The 22,189-nt window shown below is 64.6% G+C and carries 20 protein-coding genes and 1 pseudogene; 13 read left to right on the top strand and 8 right to left on the bottom strand.

The window, feature by feature from the left end; genetic code table 11:
* Window positions 1–56 precede the first annotated feature (56 nt).
* Complete coding sequence (locus A3M3_RS0115330; RefSeq protein ID WP_028267054.1) at window positions 57–398, bottom strand: helix-turn-helix domain-containing protein; 342 nt, start codon at window positions 396–398, stop codon at window positions 57–59.
* Window positions 395–1,501: a tyrosine-type recombinase/integrase gene (locus A3M3_RS0115325; RefSeq protein WP_028267053.1), complete on the bottom strand. Its 1,107-nt coding sequence runs from the start codon at window positions 1,499–1,501 to the stop codon at window positions 395–397. Before A3M3_RS0115325 ends, A3M3_RS0115330 begins: the two co-directional genes overlap by 4 nt.
* Before the next feature lie 45 nt (window positions 1,502–1,546).
* Here A3M3_RS0115325 and A3M3_RS28155 point away from each other — a divergent pair, with 45 nt between their 5' ends.
* The 7 genes from A3M3_RS28155 (at window position 1,547) to A3M3_RS28575 (ending at window position 8,017) form a co-directional block, all read left to right on the top strand.
* The gene (locus tag A3M3_RS28155; protein ID WP_155854396.1) at window positions 1,547–1,777 is read left to right on the top strand and encodes a hypothetical protein; all 231 of its coding nucleotides are present in this window, start codon (window positions 1,547–1,549) and stop codon (window positions 1,775–1,777) included.
* 218 nt (window positions 1,778–1,995) lie between these two features.
* On the top strand, window positions 1,996–2,715 hold the full coding sequence (locus A3M3_RS25435; RefSeq protein ID WP_051423222.1) for a TnsA-like heteromeric transposase endonuclease subunit: 720 nt from the start codon (window positions 1,996–1,998) through the stop codon (window positions 2,713–2,715).
* Window positions 2,658–4,739 (top strand): Mu transposase C-terminal domain-containing protein, encoded by a 2,082-nt coding sequence (locus A3M3_RS0115315; RefSeq protein ID WP_231497280.1) that lies wholly within the window; start codon window positions 2,658–2,660, stop codon window positions 4,737–4,739. Before A3M3_RS25435 ends, A3M3_RS0115315 begins: the two co-directional genes overlap by 58 nt.
* 87 nt (window positions 4,740–4,826) lie before the next feature.
* A complete protein-coding gene (locus A3M3_RS0115310) occupies window positions 4,827–5,789 on the top strand; it encodes an ATP-binding protein (protein WP_231497279.1) in 963 nt (320 codons plus the stop codon).
* Complete coding sequence (locus A3M3_RS25430) at window positions 5,786–6,559, top strand: hypothetical protein (RefSeq protein ID WP_051423221.1); 774 nt, start codon at window positions 5,786–5,788, stop codon at window positions 6,557–6,559. Before A3M3_RS0115310 ends, A3M3_RS25430 begins: the two co-directional genes overlap by 4 nt.
* Before the next feature lie 270 nt (window positions 6,560–6,829).
* Window positions 6,830–7,273 (top strand): hypothetical protein, encoded by a 444-nt coding sequence (locus tag A3M3_RS28150; RefSeq protein ID WP_155854395.1) that lies wholly within the window; start codon window positions 6,830–6,832, stop codon window positions 7,271–7,273.
* 567 nt (window positions 7,274–7,840) lie between these two features.
* Complete coding sequence (locus A3M3_RS28575) at window positions 7,841–8,017, top strand: hypothetical protein (RefSeq protein WP_197023262.1); 177 nt, start codon at window positions 7,841–7,843, stop codon at window positions 8,015–8,017.
* Here the strand turns inward: A3M3_RS28575 and istA are convergent.
* The 5 genes and pseudogenes from istA to A3M3_RS0115270 all read right to left on the bottom strand — a co-directional run bounded on the left by istA (window position 7,992) and on the right by A3M3_RS0115270 (window position 14,747).
* Window positions 7,992–9,521: an IS21 family transposase gene (istA, locus tag A3M3_RS25425; protein ID WP_051423220.1), complete on the bottom strand. Its 1,530-nt coding sequence runs from the start codon at window positions 9,519–9,521 to the stop codon at window positions 7,992–7,994. The two genes, A3M3_RS28575 and istA, sit on opposite strands and share 26 nt — an antisense overlap.
* A 190-nt stretch (window positions 9,522–9,711) precedes the next feature.
* Window positions 9,712–9,957, bottom strand: a pseudogene (locus tag A3M3_RS28145) (hypothetical protein); the annotation flags it as partial.
* Between the two features lie 85 nt (window positions 9,958–10,042).
* Complete coding sequence (locus tag A3M3_RS0115280; RefSeq protein ID WP_028267049.1) at window positions 10,043–11,038, bottom strand: NAD-dependent epimerase/dehydratase family protein; 996 nt, start codon at window positions 11,036–11,038, stop codon at window positions 10,043–10,045.
* Entirely contained in the window at window positions 11,035–13,686 is a 2,652-nt protein-coding gene (locus A3M3_RS0115275; protein WP_442853106.1) for an alpha/beta fold hydrolase, read from the bottom strand. Before A3M3_RS0115275 ends, A3M3_RS0115280 begins: the two co-directional genes overlap by 4 nt.
* 38 nt (window positions 13,687–13,724) lie before the next feature.
* Window positions 13,725–14,747: a 3-oxoacyl-ACP synthase III gene (locus tag A3M3_RS0115270; protein ID WP_028267047.1), complete on the bottom strand. Its 1,023-nt coding sequence runs from the start codon at window positions 14,745–14,747 to the stop codon at window positions 13,725–13,727.
* 423 nt (window positions 14,748–15,170) lie between these two features.
* Here A3M3_RS0115270 and A3M3_RS0115265 point away from each other — a divergent pair, with 423 nt between their 5' ends.
* From A3M3_RS0115265 to A3M3_RS0115255, 3 genes are all read left to right on the top strand, one after another.
* Window positions 15,171–15,518 (top strand): hypothetical protein, encoded by a 348-nt coding sequence (locus A3M3_RS0115265; protein ID WP_028267046.1) that lies wholly within the window; start codon window positions 15,171–15,173, stop codon window positions 15,516–15,518.
* Between the two features lie 98 nt (window positions 15,519–15,616).
* On the top strand, window positions 15,617–16,918 hold the full coding sequence (locus tag A3M3_RS0115260) for a hypothetical protein (protein WP_197023260.1): 1,302 nt from the start codon (window positions 15,617–15,619) through the stop codon (window positions 16,916–16,918).
* A gap of 159 nt (window positions 16,919–17,077) precedes the next feature.
* Window positions 17,078–18,316: an amidohydrolase gene (locus A3M3_RS0115255; protein WP_028267044.1), complete on the top strand. Its 1,239-nt coding sequence runs from the start codon at window positions 17,078–17,080 to the stop codon at window positions 18,314–18,316.
* Between the two features lie 43 nt (window positions 18,317–18,359).
* Here A3M3_RS0115255 and A3M3_RS0115250 read toward each other — a convergent pair whose 3' ends face one another.
* Window positions 18,360–19,160, bottom strand: coding sequence for a helix-turn-helix transcriptional regulator (locus A3M3_RS0115250; protein ID WP_028267043.1), 801 nt, complete (start codon window positions 19,158–19,160; stop codon window positions 18,360–18,362).
* A 77-nt stretch (window positions 19,161–19,237) separates the two neighbouring features.
* On the opposite strand from A3M3_RS0115250, the gene ilvD reads away from it, so the two are divergent.
* The 3 genes from ilvD to arfB all read left to right on the top strand — a co-directional run bounded on the left by ilvD (window position 19,238) and on the right by arfB (window position 22,171).
* Complete coding sequence (gene ilvD / locus A3M3_RS0115245) at window positions 19,238–21,106, top strand: dihydroxy-acid dehydratase (protein WP_035741857.1); 1,869 nt, start codon at window positions 19,238–19,240, stop codon at window positions 21,104–21,106.
* A 146-nt stretch (window positions 21,107–21,252) separates the two neighbouring features.
* Window positions 21,253–21,666, top strand: coding sequence for a hypothetical protein (locus tag A3M3_RS0115240; RefSeq protein WP_028267041.1), 414 nt, complete (start codon window positions 21,253–21,255; stop codon window positions 21,664–21,666).
* A gap of 82 nt (window positions 21,667–21,748) precedes the next feature.
* On the top strand, window positions 21,749–22,171 hold the full coding sequence (gene arfB / locus A3M3_RS0115235; RefSeq protein WP_028267040.1) for an alternative ribosome rescue aminoacyl-tRNA hydrolase ArfB: 423 nt from the start codon (window positions 21,749–21,751) through the stop codon (window positions 22,169–22,171).
* The last annotated feature ends 18 nt before the right edge of the window (window positions 22,172–22,189 follow it).

Here is a 22,189-nt window from a genome sequence, read left to right as displayed (position 1 = left end):
CGCATCGGGTGCACCGGTATCCGCCCTCGGACCGGGGCCGGCCGCGGGTGCCGGGCTTAGTCGTCGTCAAGGATCCTGGCCCTGACCGGTTTGTAGGCGTCAGCGAACCGGACGACGTTCTCCCCGGAGGCGGCGGCATGCTTTTGGCGTTTGGACCTGGCATCGGCGGCGGTGAAGGTGAAGAGTTCGTTCGCTTCGACGCCGAAGATGTCGCAGAGGGCGGCCAGGAGCTGGAAGGAGATCCGTTCGGGGTTCTGGCTGACCATGCGGTAGATCTGTGACTCGGAGAGGGTGATGCCGCGTTCCCGCAGCGGTTCGACGAGTTCGCGGGTGTTGCGCATGCCGTTCCGTGCCATGAGTTCCCGGGCCCGCCACCGGTATTCGATGTCCCGTTTCATTCTCGTTCCTCCTTCGGCCTGACGGCCTTCTCGATCATGTCCTCGAGCACGCGGTTGAGCTCGCTGGTCTGGTAGTCGCTGGAGACCGATGTGTAGAGGGAGGTCGTCGAGGCGTGTTCGTGGCCGACCTGCCGCTGGACGAAGGTGTGGTCGAAGCCGAAGTGCTCGAAGAGGTGGGTGACGTAGGACCGGCGCAGCGAATGGATGTCCAGGCCCGGCGGATAGCCAAGTTCGTCGATGTAGTCGCGGAAGCGGCGGTGCAGGTTGGACTTGGGCACCGGCAGTCCGTTGGCAGTGGGGAAGATTTCTGACACGGCCGGGGCCAGCCAGGGCAGTCCGTTCCGGATCCAGCTGTCCAGGACGGCGGGGGACCAGTCAAAGACCGTCAGCACGGAGCGTCTCTTGGGCGGCGAGCCGCGCTGTGCCTTGCCGTATCTGACCTGCAGGACCCCGAACTCGCCGAACTGCGGGGCCCGGCGGTTCCGGGAAAAGTCCACGGTCTGCAGGTGCGTGACCTCGTTGGCCCGCAGCCCCCAGGCGTAGGCGGTCTTGAACACGGTGGCGTCCCGGTAGGCGGCGACGGCGCCCTTGCGCCCGGAGGCCAGGACCCGTTCGACTTCGAGGTCGGCCAGGTCGAAGAAGCCTTGCAGCTCGGCCCGGGTGAAGGGCCGTTTGGTGGGTGCCTGTTCGTTGTTCTGGGCGTGCCGGGCCCGGTTGAATTCGGTGATGATCTGGGCGGGGGAGCGGCCGAACCCCTGGAGGCAGACCCGGTCCCATTCATAGACCGGATCGGTCAAAAAGTCGCAGAACACCTTCAGATGCGTCTGATAGGCCCGGATGGTGGCGAACGCCAGATTCAGGATCGAGCGCTCATGGGCGAAGAACTCATCGGCATCACCGACGGTCCAGTCCCACGGAAAATGCCCGGTGTGATCCACGAACCGGCGGACCAGGCTCTCCCGTCCACGGATCGTGCCGGCCGTGAAGTTCCGTGCCAGCTGCTGCCGCTTCCAGCCCGTGAGCATGTCCTCGAACACCGCGTCCGCGGAGAGTGCTCCCTGACGCAGCGGAAGCCTGATCAGCCGGCCCTCCAGGGGGTCCATCACGCCTCCGCTGCGTCTGCAAATAATGCTCTTAGAATGCATAAAATGCGAATCACTGTCAAGGAAACCCCGGAAATCAGCGGAATTACCCGGCTGCACGGTACCTCGAACCCGGTGACCTCTACACGCCCGGGCTGTTGCCCGGCGCGCCGCCGGACGGCCCCGGATCCCTGTAACGGCGCGGACTTCGACGTCCAGGTGGCCGAAACCGGGGAGTACGTATCACCGGGTCCTAATCTGCAAAATCTGCAATTGGATCACTTCTACTTGACATAATGTAGATTATCGGCGCTTGAGTGGGACGAGTAGAACTAGATGAGATAACTCGTTGTCCGTTCTCATTCCAGATGTCAGTTTTCGCATTCAACGTGTCAGTTGACGGATTCCGGGTGATTCTCAGTTAAGTTGTCAGGGTGGCTGAATGTGAGGCTTTGAGCTCCCTGCCAGCGAATGCGACTGACTCGGTTCGGATTCTCGCTCGGTTGGATGAGCGCATGCTGGATGAGCCGGTGTTGGCGGCTTGGGCATCGCTGCGTCTGGAGTCTGCACTGCCTGTTCGTTCGTTCTTTTCCTGGCCTGGTAAGCGGAATTACGAGGGTTTATGGTGGTCCAGTACAACCGGATCGCATGTGGGTTTTGAGAGTCTGCTGGAGAGGGATTTCCTGATGCTTGCCGATTACGACGAGGACATTGTCGGCATTGCGTCCCAGCCGTTTGCCGTGCTGTGGCCTAGAGGGACTGAGGGTGCCCGTGGTCATGTGCCTGATTTCTTTGTGCGGCTGAGCGATGGCGGTGGACGCGTTGTGGATGTGCGGCATCCGGACCATCTGGAGGCCGGCCGCCGTCAGTTTTCCTTGACCCGGGCGTTGTGCGAGGAGGCCGGATGGGACTATGAGGTGTTCTCCGGGGTTGCCGAGCCGGCGGCTTCGAACCTTCGGTGGCTCTCGGGATACCGTCTTCACAGATATGCCCCGGGCAGCACGATCGTGCCCGCGATCATGGATGCAGTCGGTTCGGGTGTCTCCGTGTCCGCTGGTGTGCGGCGCGCTTCGCGAATGCTGCGGCTCGAACCTTCCACCGTTCAGGCCCATCTGCTGCATTTGGCCTTCATCGGGGTCCTCCAAGTCGGCCTGGACGAGCCATTGTCGATGGAGACTTGGATCGCCCCGGCCCAGGAAAAGTCGCCGATGCCGAGACTGGCGGCTGCGTCGTGAAGTCCGTCCGCCTTTTCGATTTCATCCAGTTCGACGGAGGATCCTGGCAGGTTGTAGCCCAGGACGGGCCCGAGCTGGCCTTGAAGAATCTTGCTACCAATCGCATCCGACGGGTTCGGGTGGCCGATCTGTTGATCGATGATTCGTACTTGCCGGATGATCCCCCGGCCCTCCCCTCGCTGGACAATGCGGCTGCGTTGGAGAGGCTCTCCCCCGGCGCCCGTGACTGGGTCATGTCCCTGCACCGGCACGTGCATGAAGTGCTCCATGGGATTCCTCCAGGGTCACCGCCCGGCACGAACCCGAGGCCCGAATACGACCTGGCCAACCCCTTGCAGGTCCGGATCGAGGCCAAGTTGACGGAGCTCGCTGCCCGTGGGATGGCCATGACTGAGCGGACAATGTTCCGTCATATCGCCGATTACCGTGCGCATGGCATCGGGGGCCTCGCGGACGGCAGGGCCACCCGCGAGGTGCGCTTGGCCGGGCGAACCGATCCCAGAGTTCTTGCCCTGGTCGAGGCCGAGGTGTCCGGGCAGAAGGATGCTTCAACGGGCACGCGATCCCGCGTCATTGCTCGGGTCCGGGCGGTGGCAGCCAAGGCAGATCTCGCCGTGCCGTCGGATGCAACGCTCTACCGCATTTTGAAGAAAATCGAGGGTTCAAGGCACCCGTTCGGGAACGCGACCACGCGCCGGACCCAAGGAAACCGACCGGACAGGCCCTGGGGACGCCAAGCCCCGTCACGCCCCGGCGAGCTTGTGGAGATCGACTCGACGCCGATGGACCTCATGGTTGTTTATCCGGACGGCAGCAGCGGCCGGGTGGACCTGACCGTCGCACTGGACATCGCCACGCGTACTCCATTGGCCGCCATCCTGCGGCCGGTGGCAACGAAGGCAGTGGACCCGGCCGTGCTGCTTGCCCGTGCCATGACTCCCCTGCCGATGCAGCCGGGATGGGATGCATCGCTGAGCTATACGCGCTCCGTGCTCCCGCCCGGGATGCTTCCGGGTGATGAGGAAGTGCGCGCCGCGATTGCTGCCAAGCCGGTCATCGTGCCCGAATCCATCACGGTTGACCGCGGCAAGGTCTTTGTCGGCTCGACTTTCACGGCAGCTTGTGAGCGTCTGCAGATCAGCATCACGAAAGCCGCCCCTCGGACGCCCACGGACAAACCACACGTCGAACGGTTCTTTGCCGGCGTCAACACAGGATTCACCCAGTACCTGGCCGGCTACACCGGCCCGAACGTGGTCCGGCGGGGCAAGGCCCCAGCCGCCGAGGCCAGTTTCACCCTCGCGGAAGTGCAGAACCTTCTGGACTGGTGGCTTGTAGCGGTCTGGCAGAACCGTCCCCACCGGGGCCTTCGCCACCCGGCCATGCCGAAGAAGGACCTCACGCCCAACGAGGCGTTCGCTGCCCTGTCCAGTGTTGCACTGCAGGTCCCCGTGGCCCTGAGCCGCGATGACTACCTCGCGCTCCTGCCAATGGAATGGCGGCGCATCCAGCCGTACGGGATCAATTTCCATGGTCTCCACTACGACAATCCGGGCTTTCACCCATACCGGGGAGTCCCTTCCGGACTCCCTTCCCCGGCGGACGGACGCTGGGAAGTTCGGTATGACCCGTATAGGCTTCAGTCGATCTACGTCCGTGACCATGAGAAAGGTCAGTGGATCGAGGCGAAGTGGACCCTGTCCACGCACCTTGTGGGACCCTTTTCCCGAGACGTCCTTGCGGCTGCGAAGAAGGCCATCGACCGGCGAGGAGGGACGGTGCCCGGCGGGGATCTTCTTGCCGAGATCAATCGGATCCTGACCGCTCCCACCGGACGCGCCGAGCGTCAGGCTGCACAACGCACACACGCAACACCGTCGGCCGTCCCGGAACCGGCAGCCGCGCCGGACCCGATCACCGAACCCGCTGCTACGGAACCTACGCCGATCCCGGCGGCGGACCCAGTCATCATCGAGTTTCCCCGGCGCCGCCATGGCCAGCGCATCGATCTTCTGGAGGACTGAGACATCGCCATTCCGGACAGCCTGACCACATGGCGCGATTTTGTCGCGCACTCCCCCGAAGAGCCTCCAAGCCTGACGCGGCGAGAGGTGCGCGGGCTCTCCGCTGAGGCGAAGTCAGCCTATGACCGTGCCCGGTTCGCATGGCTCGCGGCAGACACGGTCCTGGAAACCATGGACACGCAGGCACTCTCCCGGCAAGCCCGAATCGCGATAGCACGCAACGCGGCCAGCACGGCGACCGCCAGGCGGGGCCTTGCCATCTCAGGCGCCGCAGGCATGGGGAAATCGACGGCGGCTCTGCTTCTTGGCAAACGCCAGGAGAGATCTGAGCGCAAACCACTCGGACGCCAGGACGACCGGGGGTTCGCGCCCGTGGTCTACACAGTCGTACCGCCTGCCACGACGCCGAAAATGCTCATGCAGGCCTTCGCACAGTGGCTTGGACTACCGGTGCTACCGAGAGCCACCGCACCGGCGCTCACCGAACAGGTCGTAGCCGTTTTGCGCACCATGGCCACGTCTTTAGTGACCGTCGACGAAGTGCACAACCTCAGAACGAACCGGCAGGCCGGAGCCGAAGCCGCAAGCACGCTCAAGCAGTTCGCGGACCGTTTGGACGCGACCTTTCTCTACGCCGGAATTGATCTTCCGACAACCGATCTTTTCGCCGGTGAGATGGGCCGCCAGATCAAAGCCCGCATGATCCTGCACGAGATGACCCCGTACTCCAGCGGGACGAAAGCAGACCGTGAATCGTGGGCCGATCTGGTGCTCGGAGTCGAAAACCTCCTACCGCTCGCTGCGCACATCCCAGGATCCCTTGCAGAAGAGTCTCTCTACCTCTGGGACCGGACCGGCGGGAGCATTGGCGCCCTTCGCGGCCTTCTTTCGGACGCAGCCATCGGCGCGATCCTCGAAGGCATCGAAAAGATCGACCGGCGCAGGCTCGAAGCAACAGCCACCGACTATGCAGCCCAGGAGCGCCATCGATCACACAACAGCGCCGGTGCCTCAAAGTCCAAGAAACCTGGACTCAGGATGGCGCAGTGATCCTTGAGCCTCTCCCGGTCTCGACCCGCCTCACCCACGGCGAAGGCATCGAGAACTACGCCACCCGCCACGCCCGACGAAACGGCACCAGCGTCGAACAAATCGAGAATGCCCTCCGTGAGGCCGGCATCATGCCCAAATCCCGGGCCCGACGGCACCCAGAACGCCTTCAAGCATGGAGACAACTCGGCCGACTCCACGATCGGGTTTTCGACCAGCGGCTGTCGATCGGCGGCCACCCCGTCATCGAGCGGGTCCTGTGTCTGCGATGCGGCAACGGAAATCCGCGAATCGGCAGGATTCCGGCCATCGGCTGGGTTTGCGTCGCGCACCGGCGATGGATCGGCCGCAATCAGCTCGACATCAGGCAACTGCCTGAACTCGTTGCCGCAGAACGCCGATTCAGGTCCACACTGGTCTCCCGCCAAATCCACATCGGAACGCCCGCGATGCAAGCCGCGAGCGAATGCGCAAGTGCCGGCATCGCACTCTCCACCCTCGAAGAACGCGCCGCCCGCGCCGGAAGACACGAGCACGAAATGCTGATCTATCCGGAAACAGTGAACATCGCCCGACTCATAACCCGACCCGCCTTCAAAGACCGGATTCAGAACCCGGCCTACCCGGCAGAACAGAGACGCGACCGGATTGCCAACGAAATGGCGCGTGTTCTCATCCCCACCGGCGAAAGCCACCGACGCCGGGCCGCCCAGCGAATCGAAAACACACTCCGAAGACTCTCCCGCCGCGACATCGAATGGCTGATCTAAGGGTCCCCTGCGACGCCTGCGGAGGATCCGTACCGCATCAAGCTAGATGTCAATCAGTTTGTCTCGCCGTGTCTTCCAGACTTCAAAGGGATGAGCCATAGGCTCCAGTATCAGAGCTGACATAGTGAAACGAGGGACTGGCAGCCTTGATCAGACTGCCACCGCGACCGGCGTGGACATCACGGTTGCCGGCGGCATTAATCTCGCGGGTCTCCAGAGAATCGCATGGACCAAAACAGACGGAAAATCTCACACAGGCGGTACTGAAATATGGCGAAAAGTAGCGCTGAACCCGGCTGGTGGCGCAGGGGAAGGTTATGGGCGAGATTTGTCTGGCTCGGTGTTGGCTTCGGCTTCGTGGCAGCAATAGTTCACCTTCTCAGCACCACGCTTCCCACTTTCAATCCGGTATTTGTCCCTTGGTATCTGTTCTACCTATTCCCTGAAGTCCTCTTTATGACGATTCTTGGAGCGTTAGTCGCGGGAGCAGTGATCGCTGCACGGTCGGGAATGGCCAAGGAAGCAACCCGCCGGGCGCGAGCGATTCTCTCGGGCGTTGTGGCCTTCGCAGTTTCAGGCGTGTTGGCCCTTGGAATCGCCAGCGCTACAAACACAGGGAACCCATTGGTGGTCGCGGTGATCACTGGCGCCCTGGTGGGTGGCGCCTTTGCAGTACTTTCCCACCGGCACATAACAGAAGCCTGGGAGAAATAGGACACTCATGTGTATCTAGCGGGCATCGAGCTGCCGAATTACGGAACTGACAACATGAACGAGAAATATCCGCCTGAATTTTTCTCATCCAACCTGTCAGTTCCCACGTCGCTACTGACAACTACATTGAGAACGGACAGCTGGGTTCATGTGCGATCGGGACCGGCGGCCGCCCGACTTTCCCTTTATGCGTGGTGTGTACCTGCATATGTTGACCAGCAGAACCGAGAATAGGATCAACCTGTCGCAAGTGCCACGGCTGTGCGAACAACTTGAACATAGTCCTCTGGCCGCTCCCATGCAGCGAAGTGACCGCCAAGAGGAGAACTCCTGCCAGTGCCGCACATTGAAGAACCGCTCGGCGAACTCGCGGGCGCGTTGACGAGGTCGCGGGGGAAAACTGTTACGGCGGTGGGAACCGGGATCTTGGTCCATGATTTGGCTGCACTCTTCGCATACCGGGACACTGAACGAAACTGATGGGCGGCGCTATGTAAAGCTGTGTTCAACCCTAAACGTGGTAGACATTTTTTAGCGTTTCCTCGAGAGCTAGGGAACAGGGCCTTGATGACCTCGGCCGGTTCCCAGCGCTGGGCTCGTGCGGTGGCGATGAGTTCCGGGGCGAGGGCCCGGGCGTGGGGCATCTTCAGCTGGCGCATGAGCGCTTCGAGGCCTGCCGGCAGTGCCGGGGCGGTGGTGTTCGTGGTGGTGACCGGGCTCATCGGTTCTGCTCCTTCGGCGTAGCGAACGGTCCGGCGCCCATAGCTGCCCAGGCGCCGGTGCCCTGGGTCAGGGACCGGGTCTCGTCCGCGGAGTGGGCGGTGGTGCGTTGGATATTGGCGTTCAGTATCGAGGCGAGGTCCGGGTGGGCGAATCGGCCGTGGACTGCTGCGTTGCCCAGGGCTTTATCAACTTCAGCGGTCCCAGCGATTTTGGCCAGGGTCACGGCCTCGGCCATCTTCACGTTCATCCTGGCAGTGCCGGCTGCCGCGGCCTCCAGAAGCCAGGTCTTGGCGCCCTCGCCGATGGCCAGGAACTCGGCCTCGCCGGCGTTGCGGGCCTTCACGGCATAGTCGCCCGGGATCCTGGTCCTGGTCCCGGGGAAGTGCTCATCGATGATCGCGGGGCTGCCGGGCCTGGCCCGGCCGTGGCGTGCGGCCTCGATCGGACCGGACGGGCCGTGGTGGACGATGACGATCTGTTCGTCGGGCCCGGTGCCGTGGCAGCGGACGAACACCCGGGCTCCGAGCAGGTGCGCGGGCACGGAGTATTGGGCGTTTTCGAAGGTGACCATCGGGGTGTTCTCCGGAACGGTGCGGGCCAGTCCGAACGCGACCGTGTGCGCGGTCTCCGGGATCCGGTGCAGGCGGGATGCCTCCTCTGCCAGCACCGCGGCCGGTTTACGCCGAGTGGTGCGGTGCTCACGGTTGTTTACTTCGTCCATGAACGCCTGGCAGGCGGCCTCGAGCTCGGCGAAAGAACCGTACTCAGGCCGGAGGTTAGTGTCCTTCGGCACGAGGTCGGCCTTGGCCAGTTTCACGGACGCTTCGACTCCACCCTTCGTGGCAGGGTCCGCGGGCTGGCAGGTCAGCACGGTGATCCCGTAGTGCCGGGCGAAGTCCAGGGTCTGCTGGTTCCGCACCGGGACCCCGGCGACATGCGCGGTGGTGACGGTTTTCTCGTTGTCCGTCAGAACATAGGTCGGTGCCCCGCCCAGGATCCGGAAGCAGCGGTCCAAGGCGGCGAACACGCTCGGCGCGGTCCGGTCCCGCAACGGGATCACGATCCGGAACCGGGAGAACGCCAGCCAGGCCACGAACAGGATGGTCTTCACCCCGCCGACGCGTGGCCCGTCGCCGAAGTCATACTGCAGCCACATCCCCGGCTCGGTGATCCAGGGCCGGTGGACGCGGGTGTGTCCCAGCCGCCACGCGGCCTTGACCTGCGCGATCGCACGGCGGGTGGACCGCTCCGACCCCGCATAGCCCAGGGCGAGGAGCTTCTCGTGGGCCTTGTCGGCGCGGATCCGCCCCTTCGATCCTTCGACCCACTCCTCGATCTTGGGCAGGTACGCGTCCGTGACCCGGCCGCGGGCCGCGGGTTCGCCGATGGGCCGGCCGGCGTCCCGGGCCTGGACGTGTTTGGCAACGGTGTGGTGCGAGCATCCCGTGAGCTCGGCCGTGGCGCGCAACGATCCGGTCAGATCGTAGGTAGCAAGAATTTCCATGATTTCTCCGTCATGCTTCATACAGGGCCTCTTCCTGGGCGACATTTGATGCGACTAGACACCGTCATCAAATCCCGGGGAGAGGCCCCCGCCGCTTAAGACGCGGCAGGTTCAGTAAGGAAGTGGGCAGATCTCATGGCCACCGTCGGGCAGTTTTACTGGCCGTCAGTGGGCACTTTCGTGGCCGCCTCCGGGCAGTTTTTCATGGCCGCTAACAATCTAATGCATGTCTCCATGGTTTAGTGCTAGCAGTGAGCGGTCCGACGAAAGATTCTAGGAATTCACGCGTGAGTTTCCCGACAATGGCATCCGATGGATATCGCTGATTTCCCGGCTCGGCCTCAAGCCGGATCATGAGCCACCCATGACGACGCGCCATTTCTGAGAGTTCGTTCAGGAGTGCGGTCTTGCCCACTCCTCTGAGCCCTTTCAGGAAAATGCCGGTGTCCCCCGCCGCGCGACTCTCTAGCTTTTGATAACGATTCTCAAGAAGTCGCCCATGCTGACGGTGGTGGGGTCAAAGGGTAACGTCCGCTTAGCGCTCACGATCGGTGAACCCGCGCAGCTGACCAGGAACCATAGTGCTCGGCCAGCCGTGCCAGTCCCTCATCCAGGGAAACCGCGGGTGTCCAGTCGAGGAGTTTTCGGGTCTCGCGCTGGTCGAACCAGTGGGCGGTGGAGAGCTGCTCGGCGAGGAATCTGGTCATCGGCGGTTCCTCTTTCCGCCCTGCCCAGGTCCAGAGCTTTTCCACCACCGCTCCCCCGGCCCGCGCCACCCCACCAGGCATAGTCCACGACGGCACGGGGACGCCCGCTGCAGCGCATATTCCCGCCAGCAGCTCACCGACCGGACGCGGCTCGCCGTTGGTCACAACCAGGGCCCTGCCACGGACGTGTTCCATGCGGTGCAGCGCAGCGACAATGGCCGAGGCGGCGTTGTCCACATAGGTGGTGTCAATGAGTGCCGCACCCGCGTCGAGCAGCGGCAGGCGACCGCGGCTGGCGCGGGCCAGGACCCGTTCCACGAGTTGGGTGTCGCCGGGGCCCCACACGATGTGGGGGCGCACCGCCGCGACCCGGAATTCCGGAGTGTCCGCTGCCAGCGCCAGCAACTCCGCCTCGGCCTTGGTCCGGGAGTAATTGCCGTGCGCATGCTGCGGATCAGCCGGCTCCGCGCCCAGCCCGACGATGGCAGTGCCGGCGTTTGCCACGGACGGGGAGGAGACGAACACCATGTCCCGTACCCCCGCCGCACGGGCGGAATGGAGCAGACGGCGGGTTCCTTCAACATTCACCTCGTCGAACTCCACGGCACGGCCAGTAAAAGAAACCTTCGCGGCCAGGTGGATGATTCCATCTGACCCCTCGACTGCTCCCCGGAGCGCTGCATCGTCCGTTACGGAACTGCCGAAGTCTACCGCGCCGTCGACTCCTGAGGGACGGCGCTGGAACGTGGTCACGGCATGGCCCTGGCGGACCAGCAGACGGGCCACTTCCCGTCCGAGCAGCCCGCTTGCGCCGGTGACGAGGACCCTCATGGCTCCCCCGGACGGCCACCGGCGAGCACTCGTGAAGCCCAGCGGGACAGGCGGGTCCTGTCGATCTTGGCGTTGTGTCGGATGTCGGTGGGCTGCGCAGGGACTGCGAGCACGGCGGAGACATTGACGCCAGCGTCAAGGGCCGCCCCGCGGACGCGCCCGGCGAGCCGCGGCGTAGCAAGGCCGGCTTTGCGGGAGGGAGGAACGGTCTCGACGACGGCGACGACGGCCTGCGTCCCTGCCGGCCCGACCCCGGTGATGGCAGCCAGCCGGACGCAGTCCAGGCGTTCGATGGCCTGTTCGGCGCCCACGGGCGTCACGACGGCCCCGGGCGCCGTGACGACGTGGGTAAGACGTCCCTCCACCCAGAGCCGGCCGACGGCGTCGAAATGCCCCACGTCGCCGGTGCGGTGCCATCCGGGCACGCTGATGCTTTCCCGCTGGGTCAGCCAGAGCCTGTCATAGGATTCCTTGACGTGTGCGGCCTTCACCAGAATCTCGCCGGTCACGCCAGCCTCCGTCACCACGTGGGCTCCTGGTGCGGTGCCATCCGCAGCCAGCGGGACGACGGCCACGCGCGCGCCATGCACGGGCTTCCCCACGCACACGCCATTGCCTGCTCCCGCAACGGCGCCGGCAGCAGAATCGGCATCGGCTGCCTGGATTTGTTCGAGGCTGATGTCGGTGACCGGGAGCGCCTCGGTCATCCCGTATGGGGTATGTAGTGAGGCGTTGGGCAGCAACCGTTGCACCCGCGCCAGGAGCGGTTCCGGGACGGGCGCGCCGGCAGACAGAAGCAACTCGATCCCTTCCAGGGCTTTATGACCTGCCCTGCTCACCGCATCCTGGGTGGCAAGGACGTTGCGCAACGCCGCCGGGGAGGCGAAGACCACGGTAGCTTCTATAGCCAGGGCCGCGTCCGCCAGCGCGCGGGCCGTCAAAGTGCGGGGCGCGGTAACGTCCATGGCCGGCGTCACCGAGACCGCTCCGAGCGCCGGCCCCAGCAAGGCGAACGGGGCGAAACCCGCCACGAGCCGGGCACCGGAACTGATCCCGAAAGTTTCGGCCAGCGTATCCCGCATCGCGGCCAGCTGCCGGTGCGTATAGAGCACGCCTTTGGCTGGACCGGTGGAGCCGGATGTGAAGAGCACGGCGGCCAGCGCAGCCGGGTCCACAGTGTGCGCGGGCCGCTCTGAAGGGCGTCCGGCGCCGCGCCCGGCCAGCGCGGCAAGGGAGGTTTCGACGCCCAGGATTCGGCGGCGGGCAGCCGGGAGTTCCCGGACGCTGATCCGCCGTCCCGGCCAGCCGAGCACGGAGGCCGCCGCAAGCGCCCTGTCGATTCCTATGAGGAAATCGGGGGTGGCGCCCTTCAGCGCGCGGCTCATGCCCTTGGTTCCCAACCCGGCGTCGGCGACGACCACCACCGCGCCCAGCCGCAGGCAGGCGTAGAGGGCTACGGTCAGGTCCACTCCGGGCGGAACCATCAGGCTCACCCGGCTGCCGCTCCCCACTCCGGCTTCCCGCAGCCCCGCGGCAAGGTCAAGGATATTCCGGTCCAGCTGCTGCCAGCTGAGCGAGCGGCTGACTGTGCCATCCTGCGCCATTTCCGCAACGGCTATATCCGCCTTCGCCGGCCCTGCCGCCAGCTCGCCGAGCAAGTCCCAAAGGGGCCGGAATCCCGCCGACGGCGGCTCGGCCGCATCGTTCAACCCCTGGCCACCGCTCGCTGTCGCCTCGGCTGCCGGAGACTCGCTTCCGCTCACGCCCCCGTGCACGGCGAGCCACTGGAAGACAGGTGTGGCAATGTCTCGGTCTTCCGCCACGAGGTGTCCGGCGCCTTCGAAGCGATGCACGTCCGCGTGCGGAAGCCGGCTGATCAGGTCCTTGAGGTATCGATCGGAAAAGATGGGGTCCCGGGGACCCCAGAGCATCAGGGCCGGGACCTTCAGCCCGCGCAACCCTTCCGCTACCCGGTTAAGCGCCGGGAAGCTGGGATGGGAAGCGTCTGCGGGAATATCCGCAACAAAGTTTCCCACCCCGTCCCGGCGGCGGGCACCGCGATACGGGGCCATGTAGGCCTTTCGAATGTCGGCGGGCAGCGGCGGGTTCGCCAGCGAGTGCGTCACTCGCAGAAAGGCGTCCGACGTCGTCGTGCCCCACCGGTGCACGACGGGGTGCAAGGCAAGCCGTAGGGCTGGCGGGACCGCCGAATCGGAGGGCTGGTGCACGGCTGTGTTGGTCAGCACCACCCCGGTGACGTGCCGTGGGTGCGCCAAGGCCCAGCCTAGGCTGATAACTCCGCCCCAGTCGTGGCCCACCGTAACCACCGGCCCCTCCAGGCCCAGTGCGTCGGTGAGGTCGCCCAGGTCGTTGATTCGGTCCGCCAAGCGCCGGAACGTGCCGCCGCGTTCCGAGTAGCCCATGTCAAGTTGGTCCACCGCCACGACGCGCCACGGATGTGCCGCGTCGGATCCGGCGGCCAGCAGTGTCCGCCACAGATATGACCAAGTGGGGTTGCCGTGCACGCACAGCAGGGTACCGACGGGAGCCACACCACGACGGGAGAGCTGGGAGCCGTTGTCCAACAGGTGCCAGCGGCGCACTGTGCCTGGCTCCTCGACGGCCGATGTGGACCTCACGTCTATCATCCGGGACCATTCCGGGTTGACCCCGGGCCAGTTGGTGACTACCAAACGATTTCCACCATCCCCGCGTTCAGCCCGGAACCGACACCCATGCACAGGACACGGTCCCCGGAAGTCAGTGACTGGGCCTCGGCTGCCAGTGTCATGGGGAGCGAGGCAGGACCCACGTTGCCCCAGTGAGGGAACGTGATCGGAACCTTGTCCGGGTCCAGGTCAATGGCATTAATGATCGCCTGAGTATAGGCATTGCTGACTTGATGCGTGACATAGCGGTCCATGGCAGCCCAGTCCCACTCTGGCTGGGCTTCCTGCCAAGCATCGACGACGAGCTGAAGCCCGCCGTCGAGCAGGCCTTTCGTGTCGGTGGTCATCCCGTCAATGCCTCCCACGCACAATTCGTGGTGTTCTGTGCCGGCACGCATCACGCCGCCGATAAGCCGATGCGCCCAGGGGTGCTCGTCTGCGGGGCCAAGGACGGCTGCGGCGGCCCCGGATCCAAGTGTGAGGGTGGCGAACTCCCTGCTGAAGTCTTCTCGCGTGGTCTCAGGCCGCTGCAGTCGTGCCAGTGTGGCTTCCTGGGTAACCTGGGCGTCCTCGCCGTTGACGATTACCGCGTACCGGATCTGGCCGGAGTCGATCATGTTCGCCGCCAGGATCAAGCCGTTCACGAATCCGAGGCACGCGTTGGCCAGATCGAAGTTCATCGCCGACGACGGTAGGCCGAGTTCGTGGTGGATCTTCACCGCCACGGACGGTTCGAGATTACGCCTCGTGACCGAAGTATTGATCAGCAGACCGATTTCGGACGCTTCGACGCCGGCCTCGGCCAGGGCCTTGGCTCCCGCTTCGACCGCAGCATCATCGAACGATGTCCCGGCGGCCCACCAGCGGCGGTGCGTGACGCCGGCTACGCGTTCAAGCAGCCGCGGGGGAAACTTCAGCCGCCGCAGGGTCGAAGCCAAGCTACGGTCGAAATCCGTGGAACTCACGATCCTCGGAGCCTCGATACAGCTCACCGAGAGCAGTGCGGTGTTGCTGTGCCGGAAGGTTGCATTCCCTGCCAAGTCAAGCCCCTGTTCGTTTCCATGCTGCTTTCATGCGGTGACTTTACCCATATGTGCAAGCCCAAGAACTTAACTATGCCGGTGCAACCCCGGATCCTACGTATTTTGCGTGGAATCACGCGGCTTCTTGTGGAGGGTCTCTCATCGAGACCCAAAAAATTGATGGAGGAACGCTTGCGCAAACTCACAGAATAGGCTACCGGCATATCACTGTTGCGATTCGACTATCGGTGGGCGTGCAACCTTCAAGCCAATAGCAGCTTTCCGCGAAAAATCCACCGTTTCCGCGGTCTCTTGTCGGAAAGTTCAAGAAACCACATTGTGTGGCTCTGACCACTCACTTACGCTGGTCAGGTCAAGCTCACGGTTGGTACGGCGTCACGGCCAGGCACCGAGGCCGACGCCCTGAGAGAAGGAAGAACCATGCAAGATGAGCAGGTTGACCGCAATCTCAAAGGAATGGACGATCTGGACTTTGACGGGTGGAATAAGGCCGACTGGAACGGAATCTTCGCCCATCACCATACAGACGACGTCCTCGTCGATTGGAAGGGCCAGGAACCCACCCGCGGCGTCACCGAACACATTGACGCGATGAAAGCCTTCGTCGCTTCCGCTGGGGGCACGCCGCCGCAGATCACCTCCCACCCGATCGCGTTCGGATCCGGCGAGTGGACCTGCGTTATCGGCGAGTTCGCGGATGGGAGCCGCATGGTGACGGTCGCAAAATGGCGCGACGGAGCGATCGCCGAAGAGTACATCTGGGCGTAGCTCCTCCCCTCATACGAAGCCCTATCCGCGGGGCTGCCGCCCGCGTTCCGATCCGATGAATAGCGGTGATGTTCGTGCCTTGGAAACAGGTAACAGATGTGGCGCAGTTGAGTGAGGCGCTGGCAGAGGGGGCCACGGAAATCGAGGTTTCCGGAACATTGAGGGGGATGCCCTCGCTGACGCTACCTCCCGGGGTGGCATTGCGCGGGGGCGAGCTCGTCTTCGGAGCCAAGGGCCTGCGGCTGACGCGCGATAACTCGATCGAAAACATCACCGTGCGCACCTCGGCGCATGAGCTCGCCATCTACAACGACGCCACGGTGGAGGACCTGGGCACGCTTCGGCTGAAGAATGTGACCAGTTACGGGCAGGTCTACCTCGCCGCTGAGGGCAGTATCCGCGCCGGCCGTATCGAGGCCGACGGCGTGCACGTGGCCGAGGCGGACACGCGCGGCCGTGCGGACCGCCCCACCGGGTTCGGGGTGGAGGCGATGCAGGGGGCGTTCACCCTCTGGAACAGGCAGCCCGATGCTGATGTGGTCCTCACCGCACGGCTGGAAAACATCTCGGCGGGCAGCGCGGGAACCCCAGTGCGCGGCGGAGGTGTGTTCGTCGGCGGGCACGGCGACAAGGCGGGCATGGCCGACGGCGGGACCGTCGCCGTCGAGCTGCTCTCCACCGGGGACGTCTTTTCCGACGGCGGCATCGCCGCGGGCACGCCGGACCTTATCAGCGGCGGTGTCTTCATCATCAGCGGCGCGGATGCCGCCAACGTGGTGAACCTGGGCACCACTACCACCTTCGGCCAGAACGACATGGTGCTGGACAACTGGGGCGCCGTGGAGAACTGGACCGCCAAGGCCAAGGTCACCTCGCACGGTCCCAGCGGCATCGGTTTCGTCAACTTCGGCGACATCGGCGTGCTCACCGTGGAGGCGCCAATTGAGACCACGGGGCTGGGTGCCCGCGGATTCAACGTCTACGACGGCTCCCTGCGCGAGGCCGTGTTCGATTCGATCACCACGCATGGAGACGGTTCCGTGGGTGTGCAAGTGAGCCGCGAGCTGCCAAAACTGACCATCAAGGGCAGTCTGTCGACCTCCGGAGGCGCCGGAGAAAGCTTGGTCAAAGGCGTCCTGATGCCGTTGGCGGCCATCGCACTCAGTGTCAAAGCAACCGGGCACATCGGCGTGGTGGACGTCGGGGCGGACATCTCCACCGACGGTGACGGGCTGGCCACCGTGGACCTGGAGGGACCAATCGGAACGCTGACGGTCGGTGGGAAGATCATCGCCAACGGCGCCGGCGCATGGGCTGTGCGGATCGCCGGCGTGGAGGGTCCCGGTCTGGACGGCCTGACCCTCGAAGCGCCCAACGGCCAAGCCCTGGCCACCCAGTAAAGTCCGGAGCTATGCCTTGGCCCTATTTTCAGTCCGGCCGTTTCTCGGTTCGCGGGTTTCCAGTTGGTACTCCCCCGGTTCGCTTCAGGGGGCTATGCTGGCTTTGCCAGTTGCGCCCGCTCGCCCAGGCGTCCCGGACTGCACCAGAGAGAGGTACCCATGAGCGGTCATGAAACAGTTCTGGCAGGCCTTGCAGCCGAGCTCGACTGGATACGGGATACCTACGTGGATCTCCATCGGCACCCGGAGCTCAGCCTTGAGGAGCACCGAACCTCGAAGCTCGTCGAGGAGAAACTCGGCACGTTCGGCTATGCCGTGACCCGCGTCGGAGGCACCGGCGTCGTTGGCGTCCTCGAGAACGGTGACGGCCCGGCAGTCCTTGCCCGTGCGGACATGGACGCCCTACCCGTCAAAGAGTCCACCGGCCTGCCGTACTCCTCCGAGGTGGACGGCGTGATGCATGCTTGCGGGCACGACGTCCACGTCGCCGCGCTGCTCGGCGCCGCCAAGCTCATGGCCGACGGGCGCGGAGCCTGGTCCGGGACGTACATCGCTCTGTTCCAGCCCGCCGAGGAGGTGGGCGCCGGTTCCAAAGCAATGCTCGACGACGGGCTCATGACCCGCGTCCCGCGGCCCGACGTGGCGTTCGCCCAACATGTGATGCCGATCCCGGCGGGGACGGTCGCCACCACGGCCGGCCCGGTTCTCTCGGCCGGAGACTCGCTCAAGATCACCATTCACGGGAAGGGCGCACACGGCTCGATGCCGCACATGTCCGTGGACCCTGTGGTGCTGGCGGCCTCCATCGTGCTCAGGCTGCAGACCGTGGTGTCGCGCGAAACCAAGCCCGGCAACTTCGCCGTCGTCACGGTAGGAGCGATCAACGCCGGCGCCACGTCGAACATCATCCCGGACCGCGCCACCCTCCTGCTGAACATCCGCACGTACGACACCCAGGTCCGGGCCAACGTCCTGGCCGCCATTGAGCGGATCGTGAAGGGCGAGTGTGTCACTGCCGGATCACCCCGGGAGCCGGAATTCGAGTATTACGACCAGTTCCCGCTGACCAGCAACGACGCCGCCGTCACGGAGAAAGTCACTGCCGCCTTCACGTCCCGCTTCGGGGCGGACGCCGTGCTCCACGCCTCACCGCAAACAGCGTCCGAGGACTTCAGTCGCATCCCTGACGCCTTCGACGTCCCCTACACGTTTTGGCTCTTGGGCGGCGTGGACCCGGAAACGTACCGGGCCGCCGTCGAACGCGGGACCGTTGCCCAGGACATCCCCGCCAACCACTCCCCTCTCTTCGCCCCCGTGATCGATCCGACCCTGGGCCTGGGTGTTCAAGCCCATGTCACTGCGGCACTGTCATACCTTTCCGAGGACGCGTCAGGCTAGTTCCTGGAAAGCCTTCGCGGGGCCGGGCCGGAAGGGATCGGAACTAAGGTGCCCGGGTTCCGGACACGGGCGCGTACATCACCAAGTGCAGTTCCGGCGCGTCCGAGGGAACGAGCCGGTGCTGCTCAAAAACCAGCCTCCCGGCCACTGGATGCAGAAACACCCGTTGCCGGGAGGCGAAGCGCTCCACGCCGTGGTCCGCCCAGAGCTGGGCGAACTCCGGGCTGGCCTGCGCCAGTCTTGAGATGAGCGCCGTGTGGGCCGCCGAACCGAGCCGCGCCCCTGCTTCGGCCCTGAATTCAGCCACGAAATGGCTTGAGGTCTCTTCCCAGTCCGGGAGCATCTCGCGCAGGTAGGGGTCGGTGAAGATGAGCCAAAGGAGGTTCCTGTCGGCGGCGTCAACAGCCGCGATACGTGAGTAAAGCTCGGCGTAAGCGCTGTTCCAGGCCGCGATCCCCCAATCGGGGGCAACGGCAAAGGCCGGGAAGTCCAAGGAGTCGAGCAGACGTTGCACGTGCGCCGGGGCTTCCTCGATGACCGCCACCTCGGCGAGCGGAACGGAAGCGTAACCGCCCAGTGCCAGCAGATATGACTGCTCGGCGCCCGTCAGGCGAAGCACCCGTGCGATCGCCTCGAGAACCTGGCGCGAGGCATTGATCTCCCGCCCCTGTTCCAGCCACGTGTACCACGTGACGCTCACCGCGGCGAAGGATGCCACTTCCTCCCGACGCAATCCCTGCGTGCGGTTGCGCCCGATGGGCGGCAGCCCCAGCTCCGCTCGCGCCAGTCCCCCGCGCCGGTCGCGCAGGAATTGGCCCAGCTCCCGCCGTCGCTCATCACTCATCCCAAAAATCTAGCACTCCCACTACTAGTAGCAGCACCGTCTTCCCCTCTTGGCTCTTCCACTGGTTGACTGCCTGCATGCCTCCTCTACGCTCAAGAACTGTCACACACGGCCGCAACATGGTTGGCGCACGCGCCTTGCTCCGCGCCGCTGGCGTCAACGGTTCCGACTTCGGAAAGCCGATCATCGCCGTCGCGAACAGCTTCACCGAATTCGTTCCCGGACACACGCACCTCCAACCGGTGGGCCGTATTGTCTCCGACGCCATCATTGAGGCTGGCGGCATCCCGCGCGAGTTCAACACCATCGCCGTCGACGACGGCATCGCCATGGGCCACGGAGGAATGCTGTACTCGCTGCCTTCCCGCGAGCTGATCGCGGATTCGGTCGAGTATATGGTGAACGCCCATTGCGCCGACGCTCTGATCTGCATCTCGAACTGCGACAAGATCACTCCCGGCATGCTGATGGCCGCACTGCGCCTCAACATCCCCACCGTCTTTGTCAGCGGAGGCCCCATGGAGGGCGGCACCGCCGTCCTGGTCGACGGCACAGTCCGCAAGCGGCTGAACCTGATCTCCGCGATCGCGGACGCCGTGGACGAGAGCGTTTCGGATGCCGATCTGCTGCGCCTTGAAGAGAACGCATGCCCGACGTGCGGTTCCTGTTCGGGCATGTTCACTGCCAACTCGATGAACTGCCTCACCGAGGCACTCGGCCTCTCGCTGCCGGGCAACGGCACCACGCTCGCCACCCACACCGCCCGCCGCGAGCTGTACCAGGACGCAGGCAAGGCCATTGTCGATATCACCAATGCCCACTACTTCGACGACGACGTATCCGTTCTGCCACGGGCGATTGCCAGCCGCGCCGCCTTCGAGAATGCCATGACGATGGATATCGCCATGGGCGGCTCATCCAACACCATCCTGCACTTGCTCGCCGCCGCCCAGGAAGCCGAACTCGACTTCACGCTCGAGGACATCGACGCCATCTCGCGCCGCACTCCGTGCCTTTCGAAGGTCGCCCCGAACGGCACTTACCTGATCGAAGACGTCCACCGCGCGGGCGGCATCCCGGCCATCCTGGGCGAACTGGACCGAGGCGGGATGCTCAACCACGATGTACGTTCCGTACACGGACCCGACCTCCGCTCCTGGCTGGACACTTGGGACATCCGAGGTGGCAAGGCCAGCGACGAGGCCATTGAACTTTTCCATGCGGCCCCCGGCTGTGTCCGCTCCGCCACTGCCTTCTCCCAGTCGGAGCGCTGGGACAGCCTGGACACCGACAACGAGAACGGGTGTGTCCGCTCGATCGACAATGCCCACACCTTGGAAGGCGGGCTGGCCGTACTTCGCGGCAACATCTCGCTCGATGGCTGCGTAGTGAAAACCGCAGGCGTCGACGAATCGATCTTCCGATTCTCCGGCCCCGCTGTGGTCTTCGAATCACAGGACGACGCAGTCGAGGCCATCCTCAGCAAGCAGATCGTCGCAGGTGACGTGGTGGTCATTCGCTACGAAGGGCCCCGCGGCGGCCCGGGCATGCAGGAAATGCTCTACCCGACGTCATTCCTCAAGGGACTCGGACTTGGCGCGAAATGCGCGCTCATCACTGATGGCCGTTTCTCCGGCGGGACGTCAGGACTGTCGATCGGCCACGTCTCCCCCGAGGCTGCCGCGGGAGGAGCGATTGCGCTCGTGGAAAACGGCGACACGATTTCCATCGACATTCCTGCCCGTTCCATCACCGTGGAGGTGTCCGACGACGAGCTCGGCCGCCGTCGCGCCCTGCTGGAAGCGACCACCGGGTACCAGCCAGCCAACCGCGAACGGGCCGTATCCCAGGCACTGCGCGCTTACGCGGCCTTCGCGCTCTCGGCTGACAAAGGGGCCGTGCGTCACGTCCCGCTCGCACCTTTGCCGGTCGCCACCACCGCATAGTCCCCCAGACGCTGTCCACCCTGCGGTGGAAGTTTCCGATCAGTCGGCTAAAGATGGGAATCATGCGGGGGCCCCGTCCGTTCTCTTCCATGAAGTCCTGCGTCGTAGGCGGGGACCGGAAACGATAGGAAGTTTGGGGACTGACCATGACGTTGAACGAAACAATTGCCCGCCTTCGCGCAGGACACCTGATGGTCCGTGACGCACAGGAGTGGGACGAGCTATCCACGAATCTGGGACTCGCTTACGACAGCAAAGACGATGAACTCATCGAACAGCTGCGGCCCCCGTTCCTGCAATCATGGCGGACGGTCACGAGATACGTCCTCCGGGACACACTCGACGCTGCGGGCATCAACGTCGCCGACCCCAACCATCCGTGGGGAATCGCAACACTCACCGCCAACGGCATCAGCTGTGAACCGCTCCTCTGCCACGCCGACGAAACAGACGCCGAAACGGGGGCCGCCGTCTACGACGGCCCCCAACTGCTCACTTTCGCCGACACACTCACCAACTACACCGACTGCCTGACGCGCCTGTTCGACGGGCAAGAATGAGCGCGTCCTTTCCCAACGACTTGCGGACCACCCGGGCTGGGTCTCGGTACGCGTGGGCCCCAAATCGTGAAACGCTTGCAGCATGGATCTCGAAGTGTCGCCCGCGCTCACGATTCCCACCTCGGAACTCAGCTGGCGGTTCTCCCGCTCGTCAGGGCCAGGCGGTCAACACGTCAACACATCGGACAGCCGCGTCGAACTCTCCTGGGATGTCGCCGGCTCCGCGGCGCTTTCCGATAACCAGCGGCAGCTGCTGGTCATCCGTCTTGGGCCACGCCTCATAGCCGGGGTGATCACTGTGACTGCCTCCGAGCAGCGGTCACAGTTGCGCAATCGCGAGATCGCCCTGGCCAAGCTCTCACACCTCGTGGCTGTGGGTCTTGCTCCGGAAGCTGCTGCCCGTCGGGCGACGAAACCCACCAGGAACTCGAAACGTCGTCACCGACCCGCAAAGGAGCAGCGGGCGGCGACGAAACGACAACGAAAACGACCGTCCCCCGATTAGCGCCTCCCGTCCGACCTT

It is taken from the genome of Arthrobacter sp. MA-N2, from assembly GCF_000517125.1.
Taxonomy (GTDB): Bacteria; Actinomycetota; Actinomycetes; order Actinomycetales; family Micrococcaceae; genus Arthrobacter; species Arthrobacter methylotrophus.
Note: the sequence above shows the minus strand (reverse complement) of the source record. Positions and strands in the feature narration are given on the sequence as shown.

Bases quoted from the DNA above. Each gene is read 5' to 3' on its own strand.
- A3M3_RS0115330 (WP_028267054.1), bottom strand. From the start codon at position 398: ATGAAACGGGACATCGAATACCGGTGGCGGGCCCGGGAACTCATGGCA.
- A3M3_RS0115325 (WP_028267053.1), bottom strand. From the start codon at position 1,501: ATGGACCCCCTGGAGGGCCGGCTGATCAGGCTTCCGCTGCGTCAGGGA.
- A3M3_RS28155 (WP_155854396.1), top strand. From the start codon at position 1,547: ATGCGAATCACTGTCAAGGAAACCCCGGAAATCAGCGGAATTACCCGG.
- A3M3_RS25435 (WP_051423222.1), top strand. From the start codon at position 1,996: ATGCTGGATGAGCCGGTGTTGGCGGCTTGGGCATCGCTGCGTCTGGAG.
- A3M3_RS28150 (WP_155854395.1), top strand. From the start codon at position 6,830: ATGGCGAAAAGTAGCGCTGAACCCGGCTGGTGGCGCAGGGGAAGGTTA.
- A3M3_RS28575 (WP_197023262.1), top strand. From the start codon at position 7,841: ATGACCTCGGCCGGTTCCCAGCGCTGGGCTCGTGCGGTGGCGATGAGT.
- istA (WP_051423220.1), bottom strand. From the start codon at position 9,521: ATGAAGCATGACGGAGAAATCATGGAAATTCTTGCTACCTACGATCTG.
- A3M3_RS0115280 (WP_028267049.1), bottom strand. From the start codon at position 11,038: ATGAGGGTCCTCGTCACCGGCGCAAGCGGGCTGCTCGGACGGGAAGTG.
- A3M3_RS0115275 (WP_442853106.1), bottom strand. From the start codon at position 13,686: ATGATAGACGTGAGGTCCACATCGGCCGTCGAGGAGCCAGGCACAGTG.
- A3M3_RS0115265 (WP_028267046.1), top strand. From the start codon at position 15,171: ATGCAAGATGAGCAGGTTGACCGCAATCTCAAAGGAATGGACGATCTG.
- A3M3_RS0115255 (WP_028267044.1), top strand. From the start codon at position 17,078: ATGAGCGGTCATGAAACAGTTCTGGCAGGCCTTGCAGCCGAGCTCGAC.
- A3M3_RS0115250 (WP_028267043.1), bottom strand. From the start codon at position 19,160: ATGAGTGATGAGCGACGGCGGGAGCTGGGCCAATTCCTGCGCGACCGG.
- ilvD (WP_035741857.1), top strand. From the start codon at position 19,238: ATGCCTCCTCTACGCTCAAGAACTGTCACACACGGCCGCAACATGGTT.
- A3M3_RS0115240 (WP_028267041.1), top strand. From the start codon at position 21,253: ATGACGTTGAACGAAACAATTGCCCGCCTTCGCGCAGGACACCTGATG.
- arfB (WP_028267040.1), top strand. From the start codon at position 21,749: ATGGATCTCGAAGTGTCGCCCGCGCTCACGATTCCCACCTCGGAACTC.